Source organism: Labrenzia sp. C1B70, assembly GCF_000475395.1.
In the GTDB taxonomy this organism is placed as follows: domain Bacteria; phylum Pseudomonadota; class Alphaproteobacteria; order Rhizobiales; family Stappiaceae; genus Roseibium; species Roseibium algicola.
Genome location: NZ_AXCE01000034.1, coordinates 525,094 through 550,463 on the forward strand (window position 1 = coordinate 525,094; position 25,370 = coordinate 550,463).

Here is a 25,370-nt window from a genome sequence, read left to right on the forward strand (position 1 = left end):
CAGAATGACACCGGATGAATTTGCGCGCGCCTGCGCCGATCGCATGTGGTCGCAGGATACGGCGACACAGCACCTGGACATGAAACTTGAAGATGTACGTGCTGGACATTCGACGATGGCGATGACGGTTACGAAGGCCATGACCAACGGCCACGGCATTTGCCACGGCGGCTATATCTTCACGCTCGCCGACAGTGCCTTCGCTTTTGCCTGCAACACATACAACCAGGTTACGGTTGCCCAGCATTGCGACATCACGTTTCTGGCACCGGCCCATCTCGGAGACCGCTTGACGGCTACGGCCAGCGAGAAATCGCGTACCGGCCGATCCGGCCTCTACGACGTGACGGTGGCCAACCAGAATGGCACTGTCATTGCCGAATTCCGCGGCAATTCCAGAACGACCAAAGGTACAATCTTGCCGGAATGACGGCGAGCGGCCCGGCGGGCTGCTCAAGGGAGGAAAATATGGAAAATCTGGCTCCGCGACCGGGAGATCTTGAGCCTATTGAAACAGCCAGCCGGGACGAATTGTCGGCCCTGCAGCTGAAGAGACTGCAATGGTCCCTCACCCATTCGTATGAAAACGTTCCGCTTTTCAAACAACGCTTCGACGAGAAAGGCGTACACCCTTCCGACCTGAAGACCCTCTCGGACCTGTCGAAATTTCCGTTTACGACCAAGAGCGATCTCCGGGACAATTATCCGTTCGGTTTGTTCGCTGTCCCGCGCGACAAGATCGTACGCGTACACGCCTCCTCGGGCACGACCGGCAAACCGACGGTGGTTGGCTACACAGCCAACGATATCGACATGTGGGCCGGTCTCGTCGCCCGCTCCATTCGAGCCTCTGGCGGCCGATCGGGTGACATCATCCATGTTGCTTATGGCTACGGTCTCTTCACCGGCGGACTGGGCGCCCATTACGGCGCAGAAAAACTAGGCTGCACGGTTGTACCGGTCTCCGGTGGCATGACGGAACGCCAGGTGACACTTATCCAGGACTTCAAACCGCGCATCATCATGGTGACGCCGTCCTACCTGCTGTCCATTCTGGATGAATTCCGGCGGCAAGGCATCGATCCTCGGGAAACGTCGCTTGCGACGGGGATCTTCGGCGCCGAACCCTGGACCAACGCAATGCGCAAGGAAATCGAAGACGCGTTCGACATGCATGCCGTCGACATCTACGGCTTGTCGGAAGTGCTTGGACCGGGCGTTGCCAACGAATGCGTTGAGACGAAGGACGGTCTCCATATCTGGGAAGACCACTTCTACCCGGAAATCATTGATCCGGTGACCGGCGACGTTCTGCGGGACGGCGAAATTGGAGAGCTGGTCTTCACCACGCTTACCAAGGAAGGCCTGCCAATGGTCCGCTACCGCACGCGCGACCTGACCAGGCTCCTGCCCGGCACGGCCCGGTCCATGCGGCGAATGGAAAAGATCACCGGTCGATCTGACGACATGATCATTCTGCGCGGCGTTAACGTATTCCCGACCCAGATCGAAGAACAGATCCTGAAATGCGAAGGCCTGTCGCCGCATTTCCAGATAGAGCTTTCCCGATCCGACCGCCTGGACGTCATGACAGTGCACGTCGAAGCCCTGCCGACAGCAGCAACAAGTGACGCACGTCAGGCATCGGCGAAGGAACTCTCGCATCACATCAAGAGCGTGGTCGGCGTATCCGCAAGGATCGATGTTGCCGAGCCCGGCAAAGTGGAACGTTCCGCCGGCAAGGCAAAGCGGGTCGTCGACAACAGACCCAAGGAATAAGGGAACACGCAGGCCAGGCGTCCGGAGGACGTTTCTCCAAGACATCAAAGTCAGCCGGTCCTTTCCAGACCTTTCGCCAAAGAAAAAGGCCACCTGATCAGGTGGCCTTTTTCATTTGGATATGTGGTCGGCTTACGCAGACATCGGCCATTCCTTGGCGACCAATGTCAGAACGTCGTACTGGGCAACAGCTTCATCATTCTGGTTGGTCACAAGACAATCCCACCGCACTTCGCCATAGTCTGCTGAAATACGCGGCGAAATCTCCTTGGCGGTCAACTGAACCTTGAGTGCATCACCTGCGTTCACCGGCGTCATGAAACGCAGATTATCAACGCCGTAATTCGCCAGCACCGGACCTTCATCAGGATCGACGAACAGACCGGCGGCGAAGGAAACAATCAGATAGCCATGTGCCACGCGGCCTTCGAAGAACGGGTTCCGTTTCGCGGCGGCTTCATCCATATGCGCATAGAAGGTGTCGCCGGTGAACTTGGCAAAATGCTCGATATCTTCCAGGGAAACTTCCCGTGCCCCGGTGTTCAGCTGATCGCCGATCTTGAGGTCGGCCAATGACTTGCGGAACGGGTGCCGGCTGTCTTCCTGACCTGGTGCACCGGAAATCCAGCGGCCGGTCACTGCGCCCAGCAAGGCGGGCGTTCCCTGGACCGCCGTCCGTTGCATGTAATGCTTGACCGAGCGAAGGCCGCCAAGTTCTTCGCCGCCACCTGCCCGGCCCGGTCCGCCGTGCACAAGCATGGGCAAGGGAGAACCATGTCCGGTTGAAGACTTTGCACTCTTCCGATTGCCGATCATGACGCGTCCATGGAAAGGCGCCATGCCGAGAACGGCTTCCTCGGCAACCAAGGGGTCGTTTGTGAACAGCGAGACAACAAGAGAGCCCTTGCCCTTGTGGGTGAGTTCGACCGCTTCCTCCAGCTCGTCGTAGGGCATCAATGTCGCAACCGGTCCGAACGCTTCGACCGAGTGAACCGCTTCTGCGCTCATCGGGTTGGCGCAATGCAAAAGTACAGGAGCCGCGAACGCGCCGGTTGCGGGGCTTGAGCCCGCAAGATCGGAGACGATCTCTGCTTCCACCTTCAGATCACTTACCCGCGCAAGCACTTCCTCACGCTGACCGGCTGAAGCGAGTGGCCCCATCGACACCGCTTCGTCTCGCGGATCTCCGATCACGGCCTTCCCAAGCCTCTTGCCGAGCGCATCTGCGACCGCATCGGACAATTTACGCGGCACGATGACCCGTCGGATCGCAGTGCACTTCTGCCCTGCCTTCACGGTCATTTCCCGGGCAACTTCCTTGATGAAGAGGTCAAATTCGGGATCTTCGGGGCTGACATCCGGGCCCAGAACCGCAGCATTGAGGCTGTCGGCCTCCATGGAGAAGCGAACGGAATTCTGCACGATTGCCGGGTTCCGACGCAGCATTTGCCCGGTGGCGGCGGATCCGGTGAAGGTAACAACATCCTGTCCCGTGACATGGTCGATCAGATCTCCCGCCGACCCGCAAAGAAGCTGAAGCGAGCCTTCAGGAAGAATGCCGGTCGCCAGTATGTGGCGAACCATCAGCTCGGTCAGATAAGCAGTCTGGCTGGCAGGCTTGACCAGGCAGGGTACGCCCGCGATCAGGGCGGGTGCGATCTTTTCCAGCATTCCCCAGCAGGGGAAGTTGAAGGCGTTGATATGAACGGCAATACCGCGCAGTGGTGTCAGCACATGCTGCCCTGAAAAACTATTGTCCCGCGACAGCGGCTCCACCGCACCTTCGACGAACACCCGGGTGTTCGGCATCTCGCGACGGGCCTTGGAGGAATAGGCGAACATGGTTCCAATGCCGCCTTCAATATCGATCCAGCTGTCCTTGCGCGTTGCCCCGGTCGCGAAACTCTCCTGGTAGAAGATTTCCTTTTGCTCGGTCAGCGCCTGCGCCAGGGTTTTCAGCATCAAGGCGCGCTCGTGGTAGGTCATCTTGCGCAAGGCCTTGCCACCGGTGTCACGCCCCCAGGCAAGTGCCTCGGCAAGATCCAGACCGGATGCGTCAATGGCGGCGACAGGCGCACCGGTTGCGGCGTCAAGCAGCGGCTTTCCCTCGGACTTGCCTTGCCTCCAGCTGCCAGCGAGATAGCTTTCCAAAACGCGGACTTTTTGCGGATGAACGGTCATATCGAATTCCAGTTCTTGAAACGGAATGGTCTCAGGCGTCGTAAGTCACGACGAGGCGTTTGCTCAGCGGCCGCGACTGGCATGTCAGTACGTAGCCATCCCGAATTTCGTCGTCTTCCAGAGCATGATTGGCCGCCATTTCGACCTCACCTTCCAGCACCTTGCCGCGGCATGTGGAACACACGCCTGCACAGCAGGAATATGGTGCATCGATGTTGTGACGATGCGCTGCTTCCAGAATGGTCTCGCCCGGTTCCATGTGGATTTCCCGCGTGGTGCCGTCGATGGTCAACCGAAGATCGGCCTCCTTCGCTGAACCATCGATGACCTCCGGCCGCAGCCGTGCCGGCAAGCGTCCCGGCTGGTCGGACTTGAACAGTTCCTGCCGTATCTTGTCCGCCGCGACACCACGCGTTTCCAGGCTGCCACGAACGGTTTCCATCATGCCGTGAGGTCCGCAAAGAAAAGCAATATCAATGTCCTGAGGATCGATCAGCGTATCGAAGAGATCGTTCAGCTTCTGCTCATCGACGCGGCCGGAAAACAGCTCGGTGTCCTGCGCATCGCTTTTGAGGATGTGGATCACCTGCAGGCGACCGAGATACCGGTTTTTCAGGTCCTCCAGTTCCTCTCGGAACATGATCGAGGATATCTGCCGGTTGGCATAGACCAGTGTGAATTGAGAATTCGGCTCGCGGGCCAGTACTGTCTTCAGGATCGACAGGATCGGCGTGATGCCAGACCCACCTGCGAAACCGACATAAAAACGCGCGAGATCCGGTTCGATCGGGGCGTTGAAGCTGCCGAGTGGCGGCATGGCCTCGACCATGTCTCCCGGCCGCATGCTTTCATGCGCCCAGCAGGAAAAAGCCCCTCCGTCGACGCGCTTGATCCCGACCTTCAGTGCACCGTCTTCGGTCCCGGCACAGATTGAGTAGCAACGGCGCACCTCGTGTCCGTCGAAATCACGCCGGAAGGTCAGATATTGCCCCTGCTCGAAACGGAACAGATCCTGTTCCTCCGACTGCGGCCGAAGGGTCACAACGACGGAATCTCTTGTATCCGGCGTTACGTCAGTCACTGTCAGCGCATGAAACCGCGACATGCATGTCCTCCCGAAACATGATCTGCTGCACCCTGCCGATATCGGCAAAAACGGATGCTCAAATAACTCAGGACGGCCAATGGAAGCATTTCACCTTCCCGTGCGTCCCAACTAATTGAAGTGCCCTCTCAGTGGCACTTGAAGTAATCGAATGGCTCCAGGCACGACCGGCAGCGATAAGCCGCCTTGCAGGGCGTGGAGCCAAACTGGCTGACCTTTTCCGTGTTTTCCGAACCACAGCGAGGACAGGCGACCTGAAAGCTCCCCTGACCTGTCAGCCGCGCGAGCCTTCCGGCTGCCGAACTGTCCGAACGGGTTCCGTCTACCGGCGGTGCAATGCCGTAGGCACGCAATTTCGCCCGGCCCTCCTGCGTCAGCCAATCGGTTGTCCAAGGCGGGCTGAGCCGCTGCTCAAGACGCACCTTGGTAACGCCGCATTCCAGCAACTTGGTTTCAATGTCCAGATTGATCACCGCAGTTGCCGGGCAGCCGCTGTAGGTCGGCGTGACGGTTACAACAAGCGTTTCGTCTTGCCAGGAGACATCACGAATGACGCCCAGGTCCGTCAGCGACAGAACCGGAATTTCCGGATCAGGGATCTCGGAAAGCCATTGCCAGACCGTGTCCATGGAAACTGGCATTGGATCACCAGGTTGCGCCGGGATAGGCCCGCTGCAGGAACTGCATTTCTGCCAGCATGTGCCCCAGGTGTTCCGAATGACGACCGGTCAAGCCGCCCATATGAGCGAAGTCGCTTTCCGGAAGGGTAAGCGTAGCCTCATCCAGAACAGCTTCGACTGTTTCTTTCCATTCCGATTTCAGGGAGGCGGCATCTGGAGCAAGCCCAGCTTCCGCCATCGCGGTGTCGATGGCATCACTGGCGAACATTTCACCAGTGTAGGACCACAACGCATCAAGAGCCTGCTGCATGCGGCGATGGCTCTCTTCAGTACCATCTCCTAGACGGATCACGAGGTCCGCGGATCTGTCGAGATGGTAGGCAACCTCCTTGCCAGCCTTCGCTGCAATGGCAGCGATCCGCTCGTCCTTCGAGCTTTTCAGGGCCTCGAGCAACGGCACCTGATAGGCATCGATCAGGAACTGTCTCATCAACGTCTGGCCAAAATCACCATTTGGCTGCTCGGCCAGCAGGAAGTTGCGAAAGTCCCAGGCGTCCCGAAGGTAAGCCAACTCATTTTCGCCGCGTCCCTTACCTTCGACTTCACCGGCAAGCCCCAGCCACATGCGCGCCTGCCCGATTAGATCGAGAGCGACATTGGCGAGTGCTATATCCTCTTCCAGGACAGGAGAATGCCCGCACCATTCCGAAACGCGGTGCCCCAGAACAAGCGCGGTATCGCCTCTGCGCAGTAACCATTCGAAGAGAGTGTCGCGTGCGACTAGTTCGTCTTTTCTGGTCATCACATTTTTCCGACTTCATCCGGAATGTCGTAAAAACTTGGGTGACGATAGATCTTGTCCATGGACGGCTCGAACAAGGCATCCTTCGCGCCCGGATCAGAAGCAGTGATCTGTGCCGACGGCACGACCCAGATCGAAACGCCTTCCTTGCGGCGCGTATAGACGTCGCGCGCATTCTTGATTGCCATTTCAGCGTCCGGTGCATGCAGTGATCCTACATGGCGATGATTGAGACCATGCTGGCCGCGAATAAAGACCTCCCAGAGGGGCCATTCCTTTTTCATGATTTCCTCCGAAATGTCAGGCTGCAGAACTTGAGCATCGTGCCGACCGCCACAGATTGGCGTCTTTCACATGCTCCCAGCCGAAGGCAAGATCCGTTGACCCGTGCTCGTTCAAATAGTCGAGCTTCTGCCAGGCTTCTTCGAGCGTTGGCACATGGCCAGCGGCGACCGGCCACATGACAAAATGCATGCGCTCCATCACTTCAAACCATTCCGCCCGTCGGTCGTAGATGCGTTTGTGAACGGTCTTGAACACGAAGTTTTCCAGAGACCCGACGTCCGTCCATACCGAAAGGTTCGGGATGACCAACGGGTCGCTTTCGCGCGTCATGGAAACCGCGTTGCCGGCCTCATCCTTCAACCGCCAGACAAAACCGTTGCTGCGTTCGGCGGCGGCGTTTACCCGGTTCAGATTGTTGACGAAATCGGCAATCCGCGGATCGTTGATATCGTAACGGAGCCGAGCCACATTCAATTCGGCCAGATGAGTTTCGGTCATGGCGCTTACTCGGCCGCGGTTCTGGCAGCGACCCGCTTGTCAGCATGCGCCATCAACCCGTCACGCACCCAGGCACCATCTTCCCAGGCCGTCACCCGGGCTTCCATGCGTTCCCGGTTGCAAGGACCGTTGCCCTTGAGAACTTCGAAAAACTCGCTCCAGTCCGGTTCGGAAAAATCGTAGCCGCCCTTTTCCTCGTTCCACCTGAGGTTCTCGTCAGGAACTGTCAGCCCGAGATACTCAGCCTGGGGAACGGTCTGATCGACAAACTTCTGGCGCAGCTCGTCGTTGGTGTTGATCTTGATCTTCCAGGCCATCGACTGGGCGGAATGGACAGAGTCCTTGTCGGACGGACCGAACATCATCAACGACGGATACCAGAACCTGTTCAAGGCATCCTGCGCCATGCGGCGCTGCGCTTCCGACCCCTTCGCCATCTTCATCATGATGTCGTAGCCTTGGCGCTGGTGGAAGCTTTCTTCCTTGCAGATACGGATCATCGCCCGCGAGTACGGCCCGAAGGACGTCCGCTGCAACGGCACCTGGTTCATGATCGCCGCGCCATCCACCAACCATCCGACAGCACCGATATCGGCCCACGTCAGGGTTGGGTAATTGAAGATCGAGGAATATTTCATTTTGCCGGCATGGAGCAGCTCGATCAACTCGTCCCGGCTGACGCCGAGGGTTTCAGCCGCACAGTAGAGGTAAAGGCCATGGCCTGCCTCATCCTGAACCTTGGCGAGCAGGATCGCCTTGCGCTCGAGTGTAGGCGCACGGGTTATCCAATTGCCTTCCGGCAACTGGCCGACAATTTCCGAATGAGCATGCTGACCGATCTGACGGATCAGGGTCTTGCGATAGCCTTCCGGCATCCAATCCGTGGGTTCGATTTTCTCACCACGATCAATGCGTTCCTGAAAGGCTCTTTCCTCGTCCGTCATCTCCGCGAGAGAGAGAACTTTGGTCGAGTCGGTTTTTACCATCTGGGCATACATGACGCCTCCTTTCGTCATGTTGAATTTCCAAAATGATACCTCACAACACATCACAGAAAAAGCATGAAATTAATTATTTTTGTGATGTTTCGTCGCCTGTTTCAGATGATTGCCGAAACTTCCTATAATTCAATCAGTTATGGAAAGTGACCGCATACGTTCCTGCACCGCATTCGGTGTGGCCGGTAGTGGACCGTCCTGATTCAACAGGTTCCGACCGATGTAACTGTCGGCTGCAGGAGAAAGGCTCGCGTAGAGCGCGGCGAATAACGAACGCGCTTCATATCCGGCCCAGTCTGCCGGCAGGACCGAGCGTGGCAGGCGGGGATCCCGCAGGCGAATGCCGCGATAGGCATGCACCAATGCCAGTCGGAACAACAATGCTGAGGCAGGTGCAACACCATCTGCGATCAGGTTCTGCATGGGTTTGAAGTGGGAGACAAAGCCTGTGTAGTCCCGAGCCAGCAGCTCCAGTCCGAATGAGGAAGCAGCTATATTTTCCAGTTCACCTGATTTCAGGTTCAAAGCCGACGCGCGAAACGCGGTGCCAAGGATGGGGCGTCCCGGTCTGTCGGCGCCGATGTAGACATTCCCCTCAAGTGACGCGAACCCAAACCGCATCAGAACGGCCTGATCCGCGGCTTCCGTACAACGGGTCAACAGCCAGCCACAATCCGGATCCTCGGGGCCATAGAACAAGTCTGCAGCCAGGTGATATTCTTCCCGGGCATCCGGTGTCAGGGCATAAAAGCTTCGCCTGCCTTCCCGCTCACCTTTCAACTGACCTTTTGAAACCAGGCGAGACACTGCTGTCCTGACAAGCGATTCATTAACGCTGAAGCCGGCACAAAGGCTGATCAGGTCTCCCATCCAAAGCACACCGCCACGCGGTTCAACGATGTCGCCGTAGATGGTCACGATCAGCTGCGCAGCCTTGGGCGGAAAGGGCCGCAGGAAACTGTCAGCAAGTATTTCGGTTCCGGTGTGCATGAAGTTTCTGATCCGTCAGCATTTTTCTAAAGCTTATCTGTACGGCGGCTGCAAACCAAGATGTTCACGGATGCTCTCGACAACATTCCTGCGAAAGCGGACTTGAAAACCCGATTTTTGAACGTTATAAAATAACACGTTATAAAATTACATCATCCTGAAGGCCTACCTATGCCCCTCACCTTCTCCGCCATCAAGAACAGCGCCTGCAGGTCACTTTATCTGACGGCTCCCGCCGCAGCAGCACTTGTGACCCTGACAGTGAATGCGCACGCCGACGCCCCCAGTGTCGTCACGTCCATCAAACCGATCCATTCCATCGCATCGGCCGTTATGGAAGGTGTCGGGACGCCTTATGTTCTTGTCGACGGCGCCTCCTCTCCTCATGGCTATGCGCTGAAACCGTCGCAGGCATTTCTACTACAGGGAGCCGATGTGGTGTTCTGGGTTGGGCCAGAACTGGCTCCCTCGCTCAAGAAGCCGATCGAAACCATGGCCAAGAATGCTGTAACGGTCGAACTGATCGATGCGTCTGGAATTCATCAACTCGACATTCGCGAAGGTGCCAGCTTCGACGCCCATGATCACGATCACGACGATGGGCACAGTGGCGAAGAGCATGCGCATGATCATGCAGAAGAAGAAGAAGATGACCACGACCACGCTGGCGGCGAACATGATCACGAAGAGGGCGCACATAAACATGCCGGCCACGAACATGATGACGACGACAGCCACGCCGATGCCCATGACCACTCGGGTCACGACCACGACGCAGAGCATCAGCACGCGGCACATGAGGCTGTCGATCCGCATATCTGGCTGAACCCGGAAAACGGCATCGAGATCGCAAAAATCATGGCAGATACCCTAGCGAAACAGGATCCTGCCAACGCCGAAATCTATAAAAAGAATGCAGCGGCGTTTTCCAAGCGGATCGCGTCACTCGATCAGGACATTTCCGCTGAACTGGCTCCGTTTGCAGACAAAAAGTTCATCGTCTTCCACGATGCCTATCATCATTTCGAACATCACTATGAAATCGAGGCCAGTGGATCGGTTACCGTTTCTCCGGAAGCTCTGGCGAGTGCAGACCGAATTCAGGAAATCCAGGGCAAGATCAGGGACCTCGGCGTAAGCTGCGTTTTTCAGGAACCGCAATTTGACGCAAAGCTGGTTTCGGTTGTTCTGGAAGGCAGCAGCGCTCGGTCAGGTACGCTTGACCCGCTGGGCACCGATCTTGAAAATGGCCCGGACCTTTATCCGCAACTTCTGAAGGGGCTCTCAAGTTCTCTGAAGGAATGCCTCGGCGGCGCCTCCTGATATTGCCTCTTCGCGAGGGCAAACAAAAAAGCCGCCGGAGGTCACCCCTTCGGCGGCTTTTGTTGTTCTGCTATCCCAGATCAGGACGTTCTGACTTTTTCCCGCTCTGCTTCGGTTTTCTCGATGGCCTTCAACAGATGCATGTCCCTGTCGTAGACGTCGGTATAGAAGGCAACCGTCCCGTCCAGTTCAGGCCACGCCGTAAAGTAGGACACATAAACCGGAATATCGCCGGTCACCTGTTCTTGCTGGTTCTGACCGCCCGAAATACGCGAGCTCACGTAATCCTTGGATTTGCCGAGAACCGCAGCGGCCATGGCCTTCGGATCCTGCAGACGGATGCAGCCATGGCTGTATGCGCGCATATCCTTGTTGAAGAGGTTCTTTGACGGCGTATCGTGCATGTAGATGTGATGCCTGTTTGGGAACAGGATCTTGACTTCGCCAAGCGCGTTCGAGCTGCCCGGATACTGGCGGACGTTGACCGATTGCTGTTTGGAAGCAACCGCGTACCAGTCGACTGCGGAAGACGAAACCTGCCGGCCGCTTGGTGTCGTTACTTCATAACCGGCGCGGTCGAGATAACTCGGGTCGTTGGCCAGTTTCGGCAGCATTTCATTGACAATGATCGAATACGGCACGCCCCAATAGGGATTGTATTCAACGATTTCGATCTTGTCGTAGAAGAAGTTGGTCTGATTGGACTTCTTGCCGACAACCACCCGCATGCTCAATGGAGCTTCGTCAGGTGCGGTATAGGTCGCGGTGAAGGCAGCCTGGTTGATGAAAACCTTGCGTTCGCCGAGCTCTTCGGGAAGCCAGCGGCTGCGCTCCATGGCCAGTTCGACCTTGGCGATCTTCGCCGCGTTGGTTTCGCCGACCATCGCGTTGATGGTGTTCTTGCCGATGATACCATCCGGCGTGAGCTTGGCTTCCTTCTGGAAAGCCTTCACCAGCTCAACGAGTTCCGGAGAATAAAGTTCAGCGCCATCATAGGCAGTCAGCGTCTCTTCATGAGCCGACTTGAGTTCCTCCGAGCCGTTCTTGGCGATCGCGGCGACGATGTTCTTCATTTCAGGGCTGGATTTGCCAGCCTTCAGGAATGTGCCGGGCGCGATGACGATCTGGTCGGCGTCTTCATCTTCTGCTCGCAGGCGGGCTAACTCTTCGGTCAGCTTGCGAAAATGTTCACTCTGAGGCTGCGCTTTGGCAACTGCTGTTTCGGCATTGGCCGCTGCCTTGAAGCCTTCCAGGGCTGCAACGAGATCGACTTCATGCCTCGGAAGATCGTGGTATTCGGATATCCGGTTCGGATCGACACGGCCGCGCCTGGAATCCAGAACATATGTCAGAACGGCTGCACTCATCTCCATCTCGAACCGCATCGTAGCGGCATCGAGTGCCTCACCTTCAAGACCTTCAGTTACGGGAAGATCGACGACATAGTCTTCCGGGTTCAGCGCAAATTTGCCTGTATCAGCGAGACTGCTACGGACCGCGATTGCCTTTTCTGTCGGCTGACCGTCTTTCACCCAGACGAAATCGGGATGCTCACGATAGAATGAAATGACTGCAGCCCCCACTTCCGGAAGGACGGTGAGCGACATGTCTTTCAATGCCGGACGCGCCGTGTCGAATGCGGTCAGAACGACCGGAGCCTGTGGCAGGCTATCGCTTTCGGTGCTCGGGGCATCCGTCGTTTCAACGGGCTGGACATCAGGCTTCACCTCGGCGGACTTGATCTCCGACAATTCAGCCAGCGAAACCTTCTTCCAGCTGTCGGCCGTGTAATTGAGGTAGCGCGGCGCAGAGACCTTTGCGGTAACGACCTTCTTGCTAAGATCCTGTTGGCGCTCACGCTCTTGCTGTCGGCGATGCGCTTCCGGATTGAACAGACGCTGGAACAACCCCTGCGCGGAAGCAGGCTCAACCGAGACCAGGTTAAAACCGGAAAAAAGCACCGTCGCCATCAAGCCAGCCCTGAGGGACGTCCCCAGGACAGAACGTTTCGGTTTTTTCCCGGTACATTCGCTCAGTGCCATTGCATTCGCTCGCATTGTCTAAACCCGCTTTTTTTAAATCTTTTCGAACCTGACGCCTTGCCCAAGTCACCAGGGTTTTATTGCTTCCCTGCAAGGATCGAAGGCTGTTCGGCATATCCGCCGAGGATGTTCTACATCCGAGCGTGATATGGCAACGCAGTTACCGTGCAACCGGGCCCCGCGACCCGATTCCCGGAAACTGCGCCCGTAAACCGTTTGATACTATAACAGGGTTCATCAGATGGTTAAGGGGCGCCGTCCTACACAGGTTTGAAATCAGTCGACTGTGACGATTTTGCCTCGTTGCTGACAGTACAGCTGCCCACCATCACGGTGCCAGAAACGGCAGAACTGCGGCTGTTTGGAAAAACAACCTGGCGTGATTGGCATCACGCCACCTTCTTCATCAAAGGCGTATCTACGGCTTCACGAGTACGTGAGACATTACCGGAGAGCCAAATGCCGTTTCAATTCAATGTTGGTGACCATTCGTCACCGATCTGGAAATACACAAGTTTCAACTCTTCCCAGTATTCAAAGCTGAAATGGGCCAGAAACAAGCTTTTCAAGATGGTCAAGAACAACCCGGGATGTAATGCCTATTTCCGGACGCTGCCCAAGGGGCGAAGCTTGTCGGACATGATCAACGACAGCTCGATTTGGGTGAATTACGGACCGACCATTTCACCGCTACATGGGGAAATCCACGTTCCTTCCGGGGAAATCGCGGTTGGTGACCGGGCCTTTAAAATGGGCAGGTGGATGGTGCTGGCCACCATCATTCATGAATTCGCGCATCACAACGGCGCCCCGATTACGGGTGGCGACACACGCGCAGAAGAAGCCGTCTATCACTGCGGTCTCGGCAGTGCGAAGGAATATTACGACGGCGTTGATGACCCGAACACGCCTTACGACCCAAACGTCGGCGGTTGATCAACATACCCTGGTGCGCGGCCCCAAAGCATGGGACCGCACCCGGTAGCGCAGAAAAAGATCAGAACGGAATTTCGTCGTCCATGGGGCCGCCGCCGCCACCGCCACCGGACGGACCGCCGTAACCGCCACCGCTGCTGGAACCGCCGCCATAGCCACCACCGAAATTCCCGCCGGAACCGGAACCGCCGCCGCCGAAGCCACCTCCGCCACCGCCTTGTGAGTCATTGCCGTAATCGGGAAGACCGCCGGATGCACCGCCACCTTCGCCGCGGCCGTCAAGCATGGTCAGGTTGGAGTTGAAGCCCTGTAGCACGATCTCGGTGGAGTACCGGTCCTGACCGGACTGATCCTGCCATTTGCGGGTCTGAAGCTGGCCTTCGAGATAAACCTTTGATCCCTTGCGCAGATATTGCTCCGCAACTTTGCAAAGACCGTCGTTGAAGATCACGACGCGGTGCCACTCCGTCTTTTCACGACGCTCACCGGTGTTGCGGTCGCGCCAGGACTCCGACGTCGCAATCCGGAGATTGGCGATCGGGCGGCCATCCTGCGTACGGCGGATTTCCGGGTCTGCTCCCAGATTGCCGACCAAAATTACTTTGTTGACGCTGCCCGCCATACTGAACTCCTGTTTGTTTTTCGTTGACCCCGCCGACGATGTTCGTGTGCTTCTCCGGCACGTGTCGATAAACGGTCAACGTTGCAAGCTTTGCTGCTAGAAACAAGAACCCTAACGGCACGCCAACAGCTTCGCCGCTATTTTCGCCAGGCTTCACTCATTTTCCACAAGGCAACTCACAAACTGCCGCCTGGTTCATCCGCCTAAAATTCGAGCAAAGTCAACAGACACAATCCTTGATTGCGCCAAGTTACAATTTGCTCCACTTTTGTTCCAATCAAGCCCCGATTTTTCTGTCAGGACATTATCTCACGAACTGCGAGGTTTCGGTCACCTATTTCTGCTCGGCTCCTGACGCGGCAATCGTTAATGTACTTGTTTTGTTCTTACCATTTCTGTAAAAGCGATTCAATCAGGCCTCGCATCGACAAGTGCCTCCGGCACGATAATGAAAATGCCTCACTGGAAGCTCCGCCCGAAACTGCTATATCGGGGCAAACAGACATCATCGGCAATGGACCATCTTAGCGTATGCGAGAGCAACAATCGGCTTTGGGCGACGCATGCGGTCAGGAAGAACGACAATGAAGACAGCCAAGGGATCGCAGTCGGAAGAAGCCTGGAAGGCGGACCCAACACGGGTCATCAGCATCCGTGGCGCACGGGAGCATAATCTCAAGGGCGTCGATCTGGACCTGCCCCGCGACAAGTTGATTGTCATGACCGGCCTGTCTGGCTCAGGCAAGTCGTCACTCGCCTTCGACACCATATATGCAGAAGGACAGCGGCGGTACGTGGAAAGCCTGTCCGCCTACGCGCGCCAGTTCCTGGAAATGATGCAGAAACCGGACGTCGACCAGATCGACGGACTGTCGCCGGCAATCTCCATCGAACAGAAGACCACGTCCCGCAATCCGCGCTCCACGGTCGGAACGGTTACGGAAATCTACGATTACATGCGCCTTTTGTTTGCGCGTGTCGGCGTTCCCTATTCCCCCGCCACCGGTCTGCCGATCGAAAGCCAGACCGTCAGCCAGATGGTCGATCGCATTCTGGAGCTGGAAGAAGGTGCCCGCCTCTACCTGCTCGCGCCGATGGTTCGCGGCCGCAAGGGCGAGTACCGCAAGGAACTTGCCGAGCTGATGAAGAAGGGTTTCCAGCGCGTCAAGATCGACGGAACCTTCCATGAGATTTCCGAGGCCCCTGCCCTCGACAAGAAATTCAAGCACGATATCGACGTCGTCGTAGACCGTATCGTCGTGCGTGACGATATCTCCGGTCGGCTTGCAGATTCACTGGAAACGGCGCTGAAACTTGCCGATGGCATTGCAATTGCCGAATTTGCCGACAAGACCGACGAGAACGGCAACCCGGAACGGCTGATCTTTTCCGAAAAATTTGCCTGCCCGGTATCCGGCTTCACCATTCCGGAGATCGAGCCGCGTCTGTTCTCGTTCAACAATCCCTTCGGTGCCTGCCCCACTTGTGATGGCCTTGGAACAACACTCGCCTTCGAGGAAGACCTGGTTGTTCCTGACCACTCGCTTTCCTTGCGCGAAGGAGCTGTCCTGCCGTGGGCGAAGACAGGGTCGACATCACCTTATTATGCCCAGACGCTGGAAGCACTCTGCAGTCATTTCAAGGTGTCCATGGCAACGCCCTGGAAGGATCTTCCTTCGGAAGTGCGCGAGGCAATCCTTCATGGAACCGGCAATGCGAAGATTGAATTCGTCTATGATGACGGCGTCCGCAGCTACCGGACAGAGAAGACCTTTGAAGGTGTAATCGGCAATATCGAACGGCGGTGGCGCGAGACGGAATCCACCTGGGTTCGCGAGGAACTTGCAAGGTTTCAATCCGATCATGCCTGCCCGGCTTGCAGCGGGTTCCGTCTGAAGCCGGAAGCGCTTGCCGTCAAGATCGCCGGCAGGCATATCGGTCAGATCACCGAACATTCCATTCGCGATGCAAGCCTCTGGTTTGAAGCCCTGCCGGAGCAACTGAACGACAAACAGAGCGAAATCGCAGGCCGCATCCTGAAGGAAATTCGCGAGCGGCTGAAGTTCCTGAATGACGTTGGCCTTGAATATCTCACCTTGTCCCGGTCTTCCGGAACACTGTCAGGCGGCGAAAGCCAGCGTATCCGCCTCGCCTCGCAGATCGGCTCGGGGCTGACAGGAGTTCTCTATGTACTGGATGAGCCGTCCATTGGCCTTCATCAGCGCGACAACGCCCGTCTTCTGGAAACGCTGAAACACCTGCGCGATCTCGGCAATACGGTGATTGTGGTCGAGCATGATGAAGACGCGGTGCTGACTGCCGATTACGTAGTCGACGTCGGACCTGGAGCAGGCGTCCATGGTGGGCAGATCGTCGCCAAGGGCACTCCCTCCGAAATCATGGCCAATCCCAATTCGTTGACGGGGCAGTACCTGTCTGGATCCATGATGGTTTCGCGCAACGACGAGCGCAGAAAAATCAACAAGAAGCGGAAGATCTCTGTTCGCGGCGCCCGCGGCAACAATCTGAAGGACATTGACGTCGACGTGCCGCTCAGCACGTTTACCTGTGTCACCGGTGTGTCGGGTGGCGGCAAGTCCACGTTCCTGATCGATACGCTCTACAAGGCCGCGGCTCGTCGCCTCAATGGCGCGCGGGACAACCCTGCCCCGCACGATCGCATCGAAGGCCTGGAAGTGCTCGACAAGGTCATCGACATCGATCAGTCACCGATCGGCCGGACACCCAGATCCAACCCGGCGACCTACACTGGTGCCTTTACCCCGATCCGTGAATGGTTCGCCGGCATGCCTGAAGCCAAGGCCAGAGGCTATCAGCCCGGCCGGTTCTCCTTCAACGTCAAGGGAGGCCGCTGCGAAGCCTGTCAGGGCGACGGCGTCATAAAGATCGAAATGCACTTTCTGCCGGATGTGTACGTCACTTGCGACGTATGCAAAGGCAAACGGTACAATCGGGAAACGCTCGAGGTCGAGTTCAAGGGCAAGTCGATTGCCGACGTGCTCGACATGACCGTGGATGAAGCCGCCGTGTTCTTCTCCGCAGTTCCCGCCGTACGCGACAAGATGGAGACTCTGGCGCGTGTCGGTCTCGGCTACATCAAGGTCGGCCAGCAGGCAACCACGCTCTCAGGTGGTGAAGCGCAGCGCGTAAAGCTTGCGAAGGAACTCTCCAAGCGCTCGACGGGGCGTACGCTGTACATTCTGGACGAACCCACGACAGGCCTGCATTTTCACGATGTCGCAAAACTGCTGGAAGTGCTTCACGAACTGGTCGACCAGGGCAACACGGTTTTGGTGATCGAGCACAATCTTGAAGTCATCAAGACGGCAGACTGGATTATCGATCTGGGACCGGAAGGAGGCGACGGTGGCGGCACGGTGGTTGCAACCGGACGGCCTGAAGACGTTGCCGAGGTTTCAGAAAGCTACACGGGTCAATTCCTGCAGGAACTGCTGCAGCGACGTCCGCAACGGGCACACGACGCTGCGGAATAGGTCTTAACCAGTCTCCAGTTACGTGACGACAGGCATGTGTGCACCGCACACATGCCTTTTTCATTTGTATTTCCGCACGTTCCACGAATCATCTCGAATCTGGCTGCGCAAGCTTTGCTGCATTGCATCAAACGCATGTCAGGCATGCAGAGATGGCACTTCTTTTATTTCGAGTGGTGAAATATATCATTGGACAACAACGGCGCGGAACGCACACGCGTTTCGATAATTAAGGAATAAGAAGATGTTTGACACCGTGCGCCAAAAGTACAGCAACTGGGTGAGCTACCGCCGTGCGGTTGACGAATTGTCCCGCCTTTCGGCTCGTGAGCTTGCCGACCTCGGCATCTGCCGCAGCGACATCAAATTTGTCGCGCGTCGTCAGATTGGCTGAATGAAATAAAGAGATCGCGTCCCTAGGCATCCTCCTCCCAGCCGACGGGCGTGTGACACGCAGGGCATCCTCCTCCCAGCCCTGTCACGTCGAAACGTCGCCCGCCAGCACCTCCTCCCGCTGGCGGGCGTTCGTTTTTCTGGCGTCCTGATTTCCTCCCATGCCTGTCTGGTCAGGCAAAAGAGTCCTCAAAATTCTGACACTCCAACGCCAAGTGCGATATCTGGATGTGTTGAACTATCTCCAGGTCGATGTCTCTGCTCTTGCGGCAACAGCTCGCTCATTCCTCCAAGCGAAGCAATCCCTGTGAGAACGCCCAAGCAATGCGAGTCAGCACAAAATAGGTATTCACAAGCTGGGTCGTTACCCGGGCCGGGGTCGCATTCGGATAATTTGATGTCTTCGCTTGCTGCGATGCCATGTTTTCGAGTGGGCTGGTAGATCGACAACCTGTCTTGTGAACTTCTCCGTCTATCGCCGCCTGCCTTCCGTAAGCGCAGATCACCCGTGCGTACCAGGTCAGTCTAAAGTTTTCAGGCGATACCAAATGACGGACTGATCCGTAGAAAGAAACCCTCCCGACTGCATTTCCATTTCGCACTTGCGAACACTCAAATCATGACAGCTATGCGAAGCATGCGGGTCGTTTTGCCATTTCAACCCCTTTAAGGCTTTTTTAATCTGCATTTTTTGCATATCAGCTTCGCGATTTCCCCTCTACCTCGCACTGCACAAAACACCTATCTTCCAGCCTGTAAGAGATGAACGGGCCAGACGCCGATCCGCGGTGCCATGGCCATGAGATAGCGAAAGGCCTAAACCATGATCGATACTGTTGTTCGCAAATTCAATAACTGGAAACGCTTCCGTCAGACCTATGACGAGCTGTCCAACCTGTCCAACCGCGAACTGGACGACCTGGGCATTGCCCGCTCCGACATCGCTCGCTACGCGCGCATGTCTGCGAAATAACCAAGCTTCGCGGTCAGAAGGTATCCTCCTCCCAACCTGATGACCGCATCTTCCGCGCTCCATGCGTGGAACTCCAAAAGCGCCTGCCGGTACCTCCTCCCACCGGCGGGCGTTTTTTTTGTTTTGTCGGCAATCATATCGGTGCCCGACATCAGACTATTCCGCCACATCGATATGGCGCACATTGCGGTTGCCCGACTTTGCCTGTAATCAGGGCGGCAAAGCAATTGTCCGGATCCACCTTGCCGCAAGTCGGTGACGAAAGGCGGCCGGAACAAGTCCCAGGGACACAAAATGACCCCCATCCATATCATCGGCGGCGGCCTTGCCGGTTCAGAGGCTGCCTGGCAGATCGCACAAGCCGGACTGCCCGTCGTCCTCCACGAAATGCGCCCTGTCCGCAAAACGGATGCTCATCAGACCGAAGGTCTTGCCGAACTTGTCTGCTCGAATTCTTTTCGTTCTGACGATTCCGAGCAAAACGCCGTTGGCCTGATACATCATGAACTGCGTCAGCTCGGTTCTCTCATCATGTCTTGCGCTGACGCTCATCAGGTACCTGCCGGCAGTGCACTTGCCGTGGATCGGGACGGATTCTCGAACGCCGTCACGACCGCACTTCAAAATCATCCAAATGTGACGATCTCGCGTGAGGAAGTCGCAGGTCTGCCCCCGTCTGACTGGGAAAAGGTCATCATTGCAACGGGACCGCTGACGTCACCGGCTCTCTCGGCGGCAATCCTGGAAAAAAGCGGGGAAGATGCTCTTGCATTCTTCGACGCTATTGCACCGATCGTCCACTTCGAAAGTGTTGATCTTTCCAAGGCCTGGTTCCAGTCACGCTATGACAAGGTGGGGCCTGGTGGCACTGGCAAGGACTATCTCAACTGCCCGCTGGACAAGGTGCAATACGAAGCCTTTATCGATGCGCTTCTTGAAGGTGAAACAGCGGACTTCAAGGAATGGGAAGAAAACACGCCCTACTTTGATGGCTGCCTGCCAATTGAAGTCATGGCTGCCCGCGGCCGCGAAACACTTCGGCATGGCCCGATGAAGCCCATGGGACTGACCAACGCGCATAATCCGGAGGTGAAGGCCTACGCGGTTGTGCAACTGCGTCAGGACAATGCACTCGGCACGCTCTACAACATGGTCGGTTTCCAGACAAAGCTGAAATACGGTGCCCAGGCCGACATTTTCCGGATGATTCCAGGCCTTGAAAACGCACAATTTGCCCGCCTTGGCGGCCTTCACCGCAACACCTTCCTGAACTCGCCGAAGGTTCTCGATGGAACCTTACGGCTCAAAGCCGATCCTCGGCTGCGGTTTGCCGGTCAGATCACCGGCTGTGAGGGCTATGTGGAATCGGCGAGCGTCGGTTGCCTCGCCGGACTGTTTGCAGTCCTTGAAGCCCGCGGTCAGGAGATCGTCCCGCCCCCCGCAACGACTGCCATGGGTGCGCTGCTCGGTCATATAACCGGCGGACACATTACACGGGACGAAGGTGCCGGCAAACCGGGGTCCTTCCAGCCGATGAATGTCAATTTCGGCCTCTTCCCCGAAGTGGACGCACCAAACAAGGATGAAAACGGCAAGCGACTGAAAGGCAAGGACAAAACCCGTGCCAAGAAGCTTGCGATGACCAACCGGGCCAAGACGGACTTCACGGGCTGGCAGGCCAAGTTGGGCCTTGTGAAACAGGCCGCCGAATAGTCGGTGCCGATTGGCCCCATGTTCAGGCATGTGCGGCCGGATCGATTGCATTTTCATGATTTTCAAACAGGCGCTTTTTCTCGCGGGAAAGCGCCTGTTTGTGTGTCTGGAAATCATCCGTACGGTATCAGATGGCCTTCAGTACGCTCCCGGACGCTCGCCAGAGTATCCATTGTCGCCTGAGTTGAGACATCTCCGTGACCTGCTTCAACGGATCCAGGTCTTCCCGTTCCAGTTTTTTCAGGAATGGCTCCACAAGAACCAATGGCAGGTAGGCTGCCTGACAGGCAGTTGGTACATCCTTCGACGCCTGACGCACACGGCCGATGTGGTGGCGGACATGGCCACGCATTTCAGCAAGCACAGCCCGAAGTTCAGCCGTCGTTTCTCCTCGAAACACTGACTGGACGTCAAGATTGTGCCGGTCACAGACGTCCTTCGGCAAATACATCTGCTGCCGCGACGCATGCCAAGGAAGTGCGCGCATCAAACCGGTCAGCGCATACGCCACTCCCGCGTGCCCCGCGGCCGTTGCCGTGCCGGCTTCCTTGCCATCATTCAAGACAAGGCAAGCCAGCTGGATGACCCCAGAAACGGTTTCACCAGCGTAACCTTCCAGATCGTTGAGACTTGGCATCTGGTCGTTGTAGAGATCGAATACCCTTGCCTCCGCCATCGCCACAAGGCTTTCTTTCGGCAATTCGTATCGGTCGATCGTCTGCAACAAGGCATTGGCAACCGGATTGGACGCAACAGCTCCATGTTCCGTGCCTTCGAGCAGGTCTCGCCACCATTGTAGCCGAACTTCACCTGGAAGCGGTTCCGACACCAGTTCTCGAATACGGGAAATCTCGGCGCTGTAGGCATAGAGCGCCATCAGTCCATTGCGATGGGCTTCTGGTGCCAGCAACGCACTGAGATAGCGGTCCTTGTCAAATTGACGAACCACATCGGCAGCATGGTCAAAATCGGTCGTCATAGAGCCCGATAGCCTTTGAGGTGCTTCAGTCGACAGCGATCAGTGCAGCTGCGACAGCCCGGTCTTCCGACAGAAGCACGTTGAAGGTCCGAAGCGCGGCGCCTGTCGACATCGGGTCGGACAATATGCCCGCCTCCCGAAACAGCGTTTTCAGCTCTGCCGGCAATGGTCGAAGTTCCTTGCCGGTTCCGACCAGAAGCACTTCAATGTCCGCCTGTTCCTCCAGAACCTTCTGAAAGGCTTCAGGAGTAAAGGCGGACGCATCGCTAACGTCCCAGCCGTAGATTCCGCTCGGAACGCATAACAAGGATCCGCGATGAGACATCCCGGCAAACCGGAAGCCGCCATTGCCATAAGCTTCGAGCGGCGCCCGACCGGGAAAATGCGCATCGCGGATTTCCATCGTACCGTCCCTAAGCCGACGCTTTCGCCTTTGGATCCTTTTCGCCATCGTCGTCCTTCGGAGACATGGCCTCCGCACGAAGATTGAACAGGATCAGGAAAGGAGCCGCCAGGAAGATCGACGAATAGGTGCCGATCACGATACCGAAGATCATTGCCAGGGTGAACGACTGGATGACCTCACCGCCGAAGATGTAAAGCGCGAAAAGCGCCAGCAGCGTCGTGAGAGACGTCATGGTCGTACGAGACAGCGTCTCGTTGATCGACATGTCGAGCACTTCCGTCAATGGCCGCTTCTTGTATTTGCGCAGGTTCTCGCGAATACGGTCATAAACGACCACGGTATCGTTGAGTGAGTAACCGATGATGGTCAGAACGGCCGCGATACTGGACAACGAGAAATCAAGCTGCAGCAGGACGAACAGGCCAATGGTTATGACCACGTCGTTGGCCGTTGTCAGAATGGCCCCAACCGCAAACTGCCACTCGAAGCGGAACCAGATGTAGAACAGGATCGCCAGCAACGAGGCGGCAACCGCGATTGCCCCTGCCTGAGCCAGCTCACCCGAAACACGCGGGCCCACAACTTCGACACGGCGGAAATCCACTTCCTGACCTTCGAAAATGGTTCGCACCTTGCCGATAACGGCCTGCTGGGCAAGCTCGCCACCCGGCTGTTCTTCAACACGGATCAATATGTCGTCCGACCCGCCGAATTCCTGTACCTGGACATCCCCAAGGTTCAGGGAAGACAGATCGGAACGGATCGAGGCAACATCGGCCGGACCATCGGTCTTGATTTCGATGATGGTACCGCCCTTGAAGTCGATGCCGTAGTTCAGCCCAATGGTGAAGAAGGCGGCAATGGAGGCGATCACCAGTACGATGGACAGCGGAAAGCTGACTTTCCGCAGCCACATGAATTTGATTTTGGTGTTGTCCGGAACAATTCTCAGCAACATTTGAAAGTCTCCCGGATCAAATCGGCAATTTCGACGGACGGCGGTGGCGGAGCCAAAGGGCTACCAGCAACCGGCTGAACGTGAATGCCGAGAACACTGTGGTGAAGATACCGATGGCCAATGTCACGGCGAAGCCCTTGACCGGACCCGAGCCGAGCTGGAACAGGATCACGGCGGCGATCAGGGTCGTGATGTTGGCATCCAGGATCGTACCGAGGGCACGGCTGAAGCCAGCATCCACCGCAGAAATGACAGATCTCCCTGCCCTTGCTTCTTCGCGAATACGCTCGAAGATCAGCACGTTCGCATCCACCGCCATACCGATCGTCAAAACGATACCTGCAATGCCGGGCAAGGTCAGTGTTGCCTGCAGCATTGTCAGCGCACCGAAGATCAGGAAGATGTTCACCATCAGAGCCAGGTCGGCAATGATGCCGAAGCGGCCATAGGCCAGGATCATGAAGACGATCACCAGACCGCCGCCGATGATAGACGCCAACTTGCCTGCTTCAATGGAGTCAGCGCCGAGGCCCGGACCGATAGAGCGTTCCTCGATGACGGTCAGCTTGGCCGGCAACGCACCGGCGCGCAACAGCACGGCAAGATCGTTGGCACCCTCCAGCGTGAAGCTGCCGGAAATCTGCCCTGAACCACCGGTGATCGGCTCACGGATAACCGGCGCGGAAATGACTTCATTGTCGAGCACGATTGCAAACGGACGGTTGACGTTCTGCTGCGTGATCTGGGCGAACTTGCGCGCACCGGACTGATTGAAGCGGAAGTTCACAACCGGTTCGTTGTTGCGCTGGTCGAAGCTGACCTGAGCATCGACAAGGTCTTCGCCCGACAGGAGCGGCGCTTCCTCGAGAAGATAAGGAATGGGCGGATCATCAACCGAAGTCATGATGACAGTGCCTGCAGGCGGACGGTTCTGAAGCGCCTGTTCGCCGGACATGGACGTATCGACCATGTGGAAAGTGAGCTGCGCCGTCTGGCCGACGAGATCTTTCAAGCGTTCCGGATCATCTTCACCCGGCGCTTCGACCAGAATCCGGTCGGCGCCCTGGCGCTGGATGCTGGGTTCCGTAGTCCCCAGTTCATCGACACGACGCCGGATGACCTCGATGGATTGCTGGACGATATTCGTCATGCGATCCTCAAGGCCACGCTCGGAATAGGAAAATCGAACCAGACCGTCTTCCGTCACGGTCATGTCAAACTCATTGACCGCCTGACCGCCAAAAACACTGGAGGCCAGCGGGTTGACGAGTGGTTGCAGACGCTCTTCCGCATCGGCCAACCGGGTCAGATCGCGAATACGAACCTGAGCGGCGTCTCCCTGAACTCCGAGCCCCGTATACCCGATGCGCGGATCTTCGCGCAGGGTTGACCGGATATCGCCGACCAGCGCCTTCATGCGCTTCTGGACGTAATCCTGCTTGTCGATTTCATAAAGCAGATAAGCACCGCCCTGAAGGTCGAGACCGAGAACCATCTGGTTCTTCGGCAGGAAGTCCGGCCAGCTTTCAAGTTGTTTTTGGGAGAAGAAATTCGGCAGCGTGGTCAGGATGCCAGCGGCAACCACAAGCACGATCAGCGCGATTTTCCAGCGTGCGAAATAGAGCATGGTCAAGCCTTAAATGCAGCCAGGCCGATCTGAACCGGCCCGGCGGTATCATCGAAGCGGCGGGGATCGCGTTACGCGTTTTCCTTGGCCGGTTCGGTTTTGGAGCGCACTTCCTGCACCATGGAACGTACGAGACGAACCTTGACGCCCTCGGAAAGTTCGACCTGCACTTCACCGTCGTCTACGACTTTGGAAACCTTGCCGATCAGGCCACCGGTGGTCACGATGGTGTCACCACGGCGAAGGTTGGCAACCATGTCCTGATGTTTCTTCATGCGCTGACGCTGCGGGCGGATGATCAGGAAATACATGATTGCGAAGATCGCCACGAAAGGCAGGATCTGGATCAAGAAACCGGAAGCGCCTGCCGGACCGGCTGCCTGCGCGTAGGCTGGGGTGATAAACATTCACTTCTCCTAAGTGGCGTTTTTGATGACCACCGACCCCGCTGTCGGGTCTTCGGCAAAAACGCTCTCATTCTGGTGGCGCGGACTATAACTGCGGCGCGCCTCATTTCAAGCTTTGCAAGCAGTTTCCAGCGTACCGGTATGGGAATAACTGACGTTTTCGTGTTTCCCGCACCGTGTTAATCCTGCCATCACTTAATTCAGGGCCTGACATGGGC

23 protein-coding genes are annotated in these 25,370 nt (G+C 56.8%); 8 read left to right on the forward strand and 15 right to left on the reverse strand.

Translation table 11 applies throughout. The features are described from left to right. Nucleotides 1–4: 4 nt before the first annotated feature. A complete protein-coding gene (paaI, locus tag Q666_RS56955) occupies nucleotides 5–430 on the forward strand; it encodes a hydroxyphenylacetyl-CoA thioesterase PaaI (protein WP_022998694.1) in 426 nt (141 codons plus the stop codon). A gap of 38 nt (nucleotides 431–468) precedes the next feature. Then, nucleotides 469–1,779 (forward strand): phenylacetate--CoA ligase PaaK, encoded by a 1,311-nt coding sequence (gene paaK, locus Q666_RS56960; RefSeq protein WP_031268523.1) that lies wholly within the window; start codon nucleotides 469–471, stop codon nucleotides 1,777–1,779. Between the two features lie 132 nt (nucleotides 1,780–1,911). On the opposite strand, the gene paaZ is transcribed toward paaK, so the two are convergent. The 8 genes from paaZ to Q666_RS57000 form a co-directional block, all read right to left on the reverse strand. After that, a complete protein-coding gene (gene paaZ / locus Q666_RS56965) occupies nucleotides 1,912–3,960 on the reverse strand; it encodes a phenylacetic acid degradation bifunctional protein PaaZ (RefSeq protein WP_022998696.1) in 2,049 nt (682 codons plus the stop codon). Between the two features lie 31 nt (nucleotides 3,961–3,991). Beyond that, the gene (gene paaE, locus Q666_RS56970) at nucleotides 3,992–5,065 is read right to left on the reverse strand and encodes a 1,2-phenylacetyl-CoA epoxidase subunit PaaE (RefSeq protein WP_022998697.1); all 1,074 of its coding nucleotides are present in this window, start codon (nucleotides 5,063–5,065) and stop codon (nucleotides 3,992–3,994) included. Nucleotides 5,066–5,193: 128 nt separating this feature from the next. Next, nucleotides 5,194–5,706 carry a 1,2-phenylacetyl-CoA epoxidase subunit PaaD gene (paaD, locus tag Q666_RS56975; protein ID WP_031268525.1) on the reverse strand — a complete coding sequence of 171 codons (513 nt, stop codon included), beginning with the start codon at nucleotides 5,704–5,706 and terminating at the stop codon, nucleotides 5,194–5,196. Nucleotides 5,707–5,710: 4 nt separating this feature from the next. Beyond that, on the reverse strand, nucleotides 5,711–6,487 hold the full coding sequence (gene paaC, locus Q666_RS56980; protein ID WP_022998699.1) for a 1,2-phenylacetyl-CoA epoxidase subunit PaaC: 777 nt from the start codon (nucleotides 6,485–6,487) through the stop codon (nucleotides 5,711–5,713). After that, complete coding sequence (paaB, locus tag Q666_RS56985) at nucleotides 6,487–6,771, reverse strand: 1,2-phenylacetyl-CoA epoxidase subunit PaaB (RefSeq protein ID WP_006933303.1); 285 nt, start codon at nucleotides 6,769–6,771, stop codon at nucleotides 6,487–6,489. The genes paaC and paaB overlap by 1 nt, the downstream gene beginning before the upstream one ends. Before the next feature lie 16 nt (nucleotides 6,772–6,787). Continuing rightward, nucleotides 6,788–7,270 carry a DUF3291 domain-containing protein gene (locus tag Q666_RS56990; RefSeq protein WP_022998700.1) on the reverse strand — a complete coding sequence of 161 codons (483 nt, stop codon included), beginning with the start codon at nucleotides 7,268–7,270 and terminating at the stop codon, nucleotides 6,788–6,790. Between the two features lie 5 nt (nucleotides 7,271–7,275). After that, the gene (gene paaA, locus Q666_RS56995) at nucleotides 7,276–8,268 is read right to left on the reverse strand and encodes a 1,2-phenylacetyl-CoA epoxidase subunit PaaA (RefSeq protein ID WP_022998701.1); all 993 of its coding nucleotides are present in this window, start codon (nucleotides 8,266–8,268) and stop codon (nucleotides 7,276–7,278) included. A gap of 129 nt (nucleotides 8,269–8,397) precedes the next feature. Continuing rightward, nucleotides 8,398–9,258, reverse strand: a complete 861-nt coding sequence (locus Q666_RS57000; RefSeq protein ID WP_022998702.1) for a PaaX family transcriptional regulator C-terminal domain-containing protein — start codon at nucleotides 9,256–9,258, stop codon at nucleotides 8,398–8,400. 171 nt (nucleotides 9,259–9,429) lie between these two features. On the opposite strand from Q666_RS57000, the gene Q666_RS57005 reads away from it, so the two are divergent. Continuing rightward, nucleotides 9,430–10,581, forward strand: a complete 1,152-nt coding sequence (locus Q666_RS57005; protein WP_022998703.1) for a zinc ABC transporter substrate-binding protein — start codon at nucleotides 9,430–9,432, stop codon at nucleotides 10,579–10,581. Between the two features lie 80 nt (nucleotides 10,582–10,661). On the opposite strand, the gene Q666_RS57010 is transcribed toward Q666_RS57005, so the two are convergent. Further along, a complete protein-coding gene (locus tag Q666_RS57010; protein WP_022998704.1) occupies nucleotides 10,662–12,551 on the reverse strand; it encodes a L,D-transpeptidase family protein in 1,890 nt (629 codons plus the stop codon). Between the two features lie 531 nt (nucleotides 12,552–13,082). Here Q666_RS57010 and Q666_RS57015 point away from each other — a divergent pair. Continuing rightward, complete coding sequence (locus Q666_RS57015; protein ID WP_022998705.1) at nucleotides 13,083–13,559, forward strand: hypothetical protein; 477 nt, start codon at nucleotides 13,083–13,085, stop codon at nucleotides 13,557–13,559. Between the two features lie 61 nt (nucleotides 13,560–13,620). Here Q666_RS57015 and Q666_RS57020 read toward each other — a convergent pair whose 3' ends face one another. Further along, a complete protein-coding gene (locus tag Q666_RS57020) occupies nucleotides 13,621–14,181 on the reverse strand; it encodes a single-stranded DNA-binding protein (protein ID WP_022998706.1) in 561 nt (186 codons plus the stop codon). Nucleotides 14,182–14,765: 584 nt separating this feature from the next. Here Q666_RS57020 and uvrA point away from each other — a divergent pair. The 4 genes from uvrA (at nucleotide 14,766) to trmFO (ending at nucleotide 20,775) form a co-directional block, all read left to right on the forward strand. Further along, complete coding sequence (gene uvrA, locus Q666_RS57025; protein ID WP_022998707.1) at nucleotides 14,766–17,696, forward strand: excinuclease ABC subunit UvrA; 2,931 nt, start codon at nucleotides 14,766–14,768, stop codon at nucleotides 17,694–17,696. A 244-nt stretch (nucleotides 17,697–17,940) separates the two neighbouring features. Further along, nucleotides 17,941–18,090, forward strand: a complete 150-nt coding sequence (locus tag Q666_RS65700; protein WP_006933294.1) for a DUF1127 domain-containing protein — start codon at nucleotides 17,941–17,943, stop codon at nucleotides 18,088–18,090. Nucleotides 18,091–18,912: 822 nt separating this feature from the next. Continuing rightward, on the forward strand, nucleotides 18,913–19,062 hold the full coding sequence (locus Q666_RS65705; protein ID WP_006933293.1) for a DUF1127 domain-containing protein: 150 nt from the start codon (nucleotides 18,913–18,915) through the stop codon (nucleotides 19,060–19,062). 294 nt (nucleotides 19,063–19,356) lie between these two features. Beyond that, nucleotides 19,357–20,775 carry a methylenetetrahydrofolate--tRNA-(uracil(54)-C(5))-methyltransferase (FADH(2)-oxidizing) TrmFO gene (trmFO, locus tag Q666_RS57035; protein ID WP_031268536.1) on the forward strand — a complete coding sequence of 473 codons (1,419 nt, stop codon included), beginning with the start codon at nucleotides 19,357–19,359 and terminating at the stop codon, nucleotides 20,773–20,775. 127 nt (nucleotides 20,776–20,902) lie between these two features. On the opposite strand, the gene Q666_RS57040 is transcribed toward trmFO, so the two are convergent. The 5 genes from Q666_RS57040 to yajC all read right to left on the reverse strand — a co-directional run bounded on the left by Q666_RS57040 (nucleotide 20,903) and on the right by yajC (nucleotide 25,152). After that, a complete protein-coding gene (locus tag Q666_RS57040; protein WP_022998710.1) occupies nucleotides 20,903–21,754 on the reverse strand; it encodes a phytoene/squalene synthase family protein in 852 nt (283 codons plus the stop codon). Nucleotides 21,755–21,779: 25 nt separating this feature from the next. Continuing rightward, nucleotides 21,780–22,157, reverse strand: a complete 378-nt coding sequence (locus Q666_RS57045) for an Mth938-like domain-containing protein (RefSeq protein ID WP_022998711.1) — start codon at nucleotides 22,155–22,157, stop codon at nucleotides 21,780–21,782. 10 nt (nucleotides 22,158–22,167) lie between these two features. Beyond that, the gene (secF, locus tag Q666_RS66845) at nucleotides 22,168–23,118 is read right to left on the reverse strand and encodes a protein translocase subunit SecF (RefSeq protein ID WP_022998712.1); all 951 of its coding nucleotides are present in this window, start codon (nucleotides 23,116–23,118) and stop codon (nucleotides 22,168–22,170) included. A gap of 16 nt (nucleotides 23,119–23,134) precedes the next feature. After that, on the reverse strand, nucleotides 23,135–24,745 hold the full coding sequence (secD, locus tag Q666_RS66850) for a protein translocase subunit SecD (protein ID WP_022998713.1): 1,611 nt from the start codon (nucleotides 24,743–24,745) through the stop codon (nucleotides 23,135–23,137). Between the two features lie 71 nt (nucleotides 24,746–24,816). Continuing rightward, nucleotides 24,817–25,152, reverse strand: coding sequence for a preprotein translocase subunit YajC (yajC, locus tag Q666_RS57060; RefSeq protein WP_022998714.1), 336 nt, complete (start codon nucleotides 25,150–25,152; stop codon nucleotides 24,817–24,819). Nucleotides 25,153–25,370 lie beyond the last annotated feature (218 nt).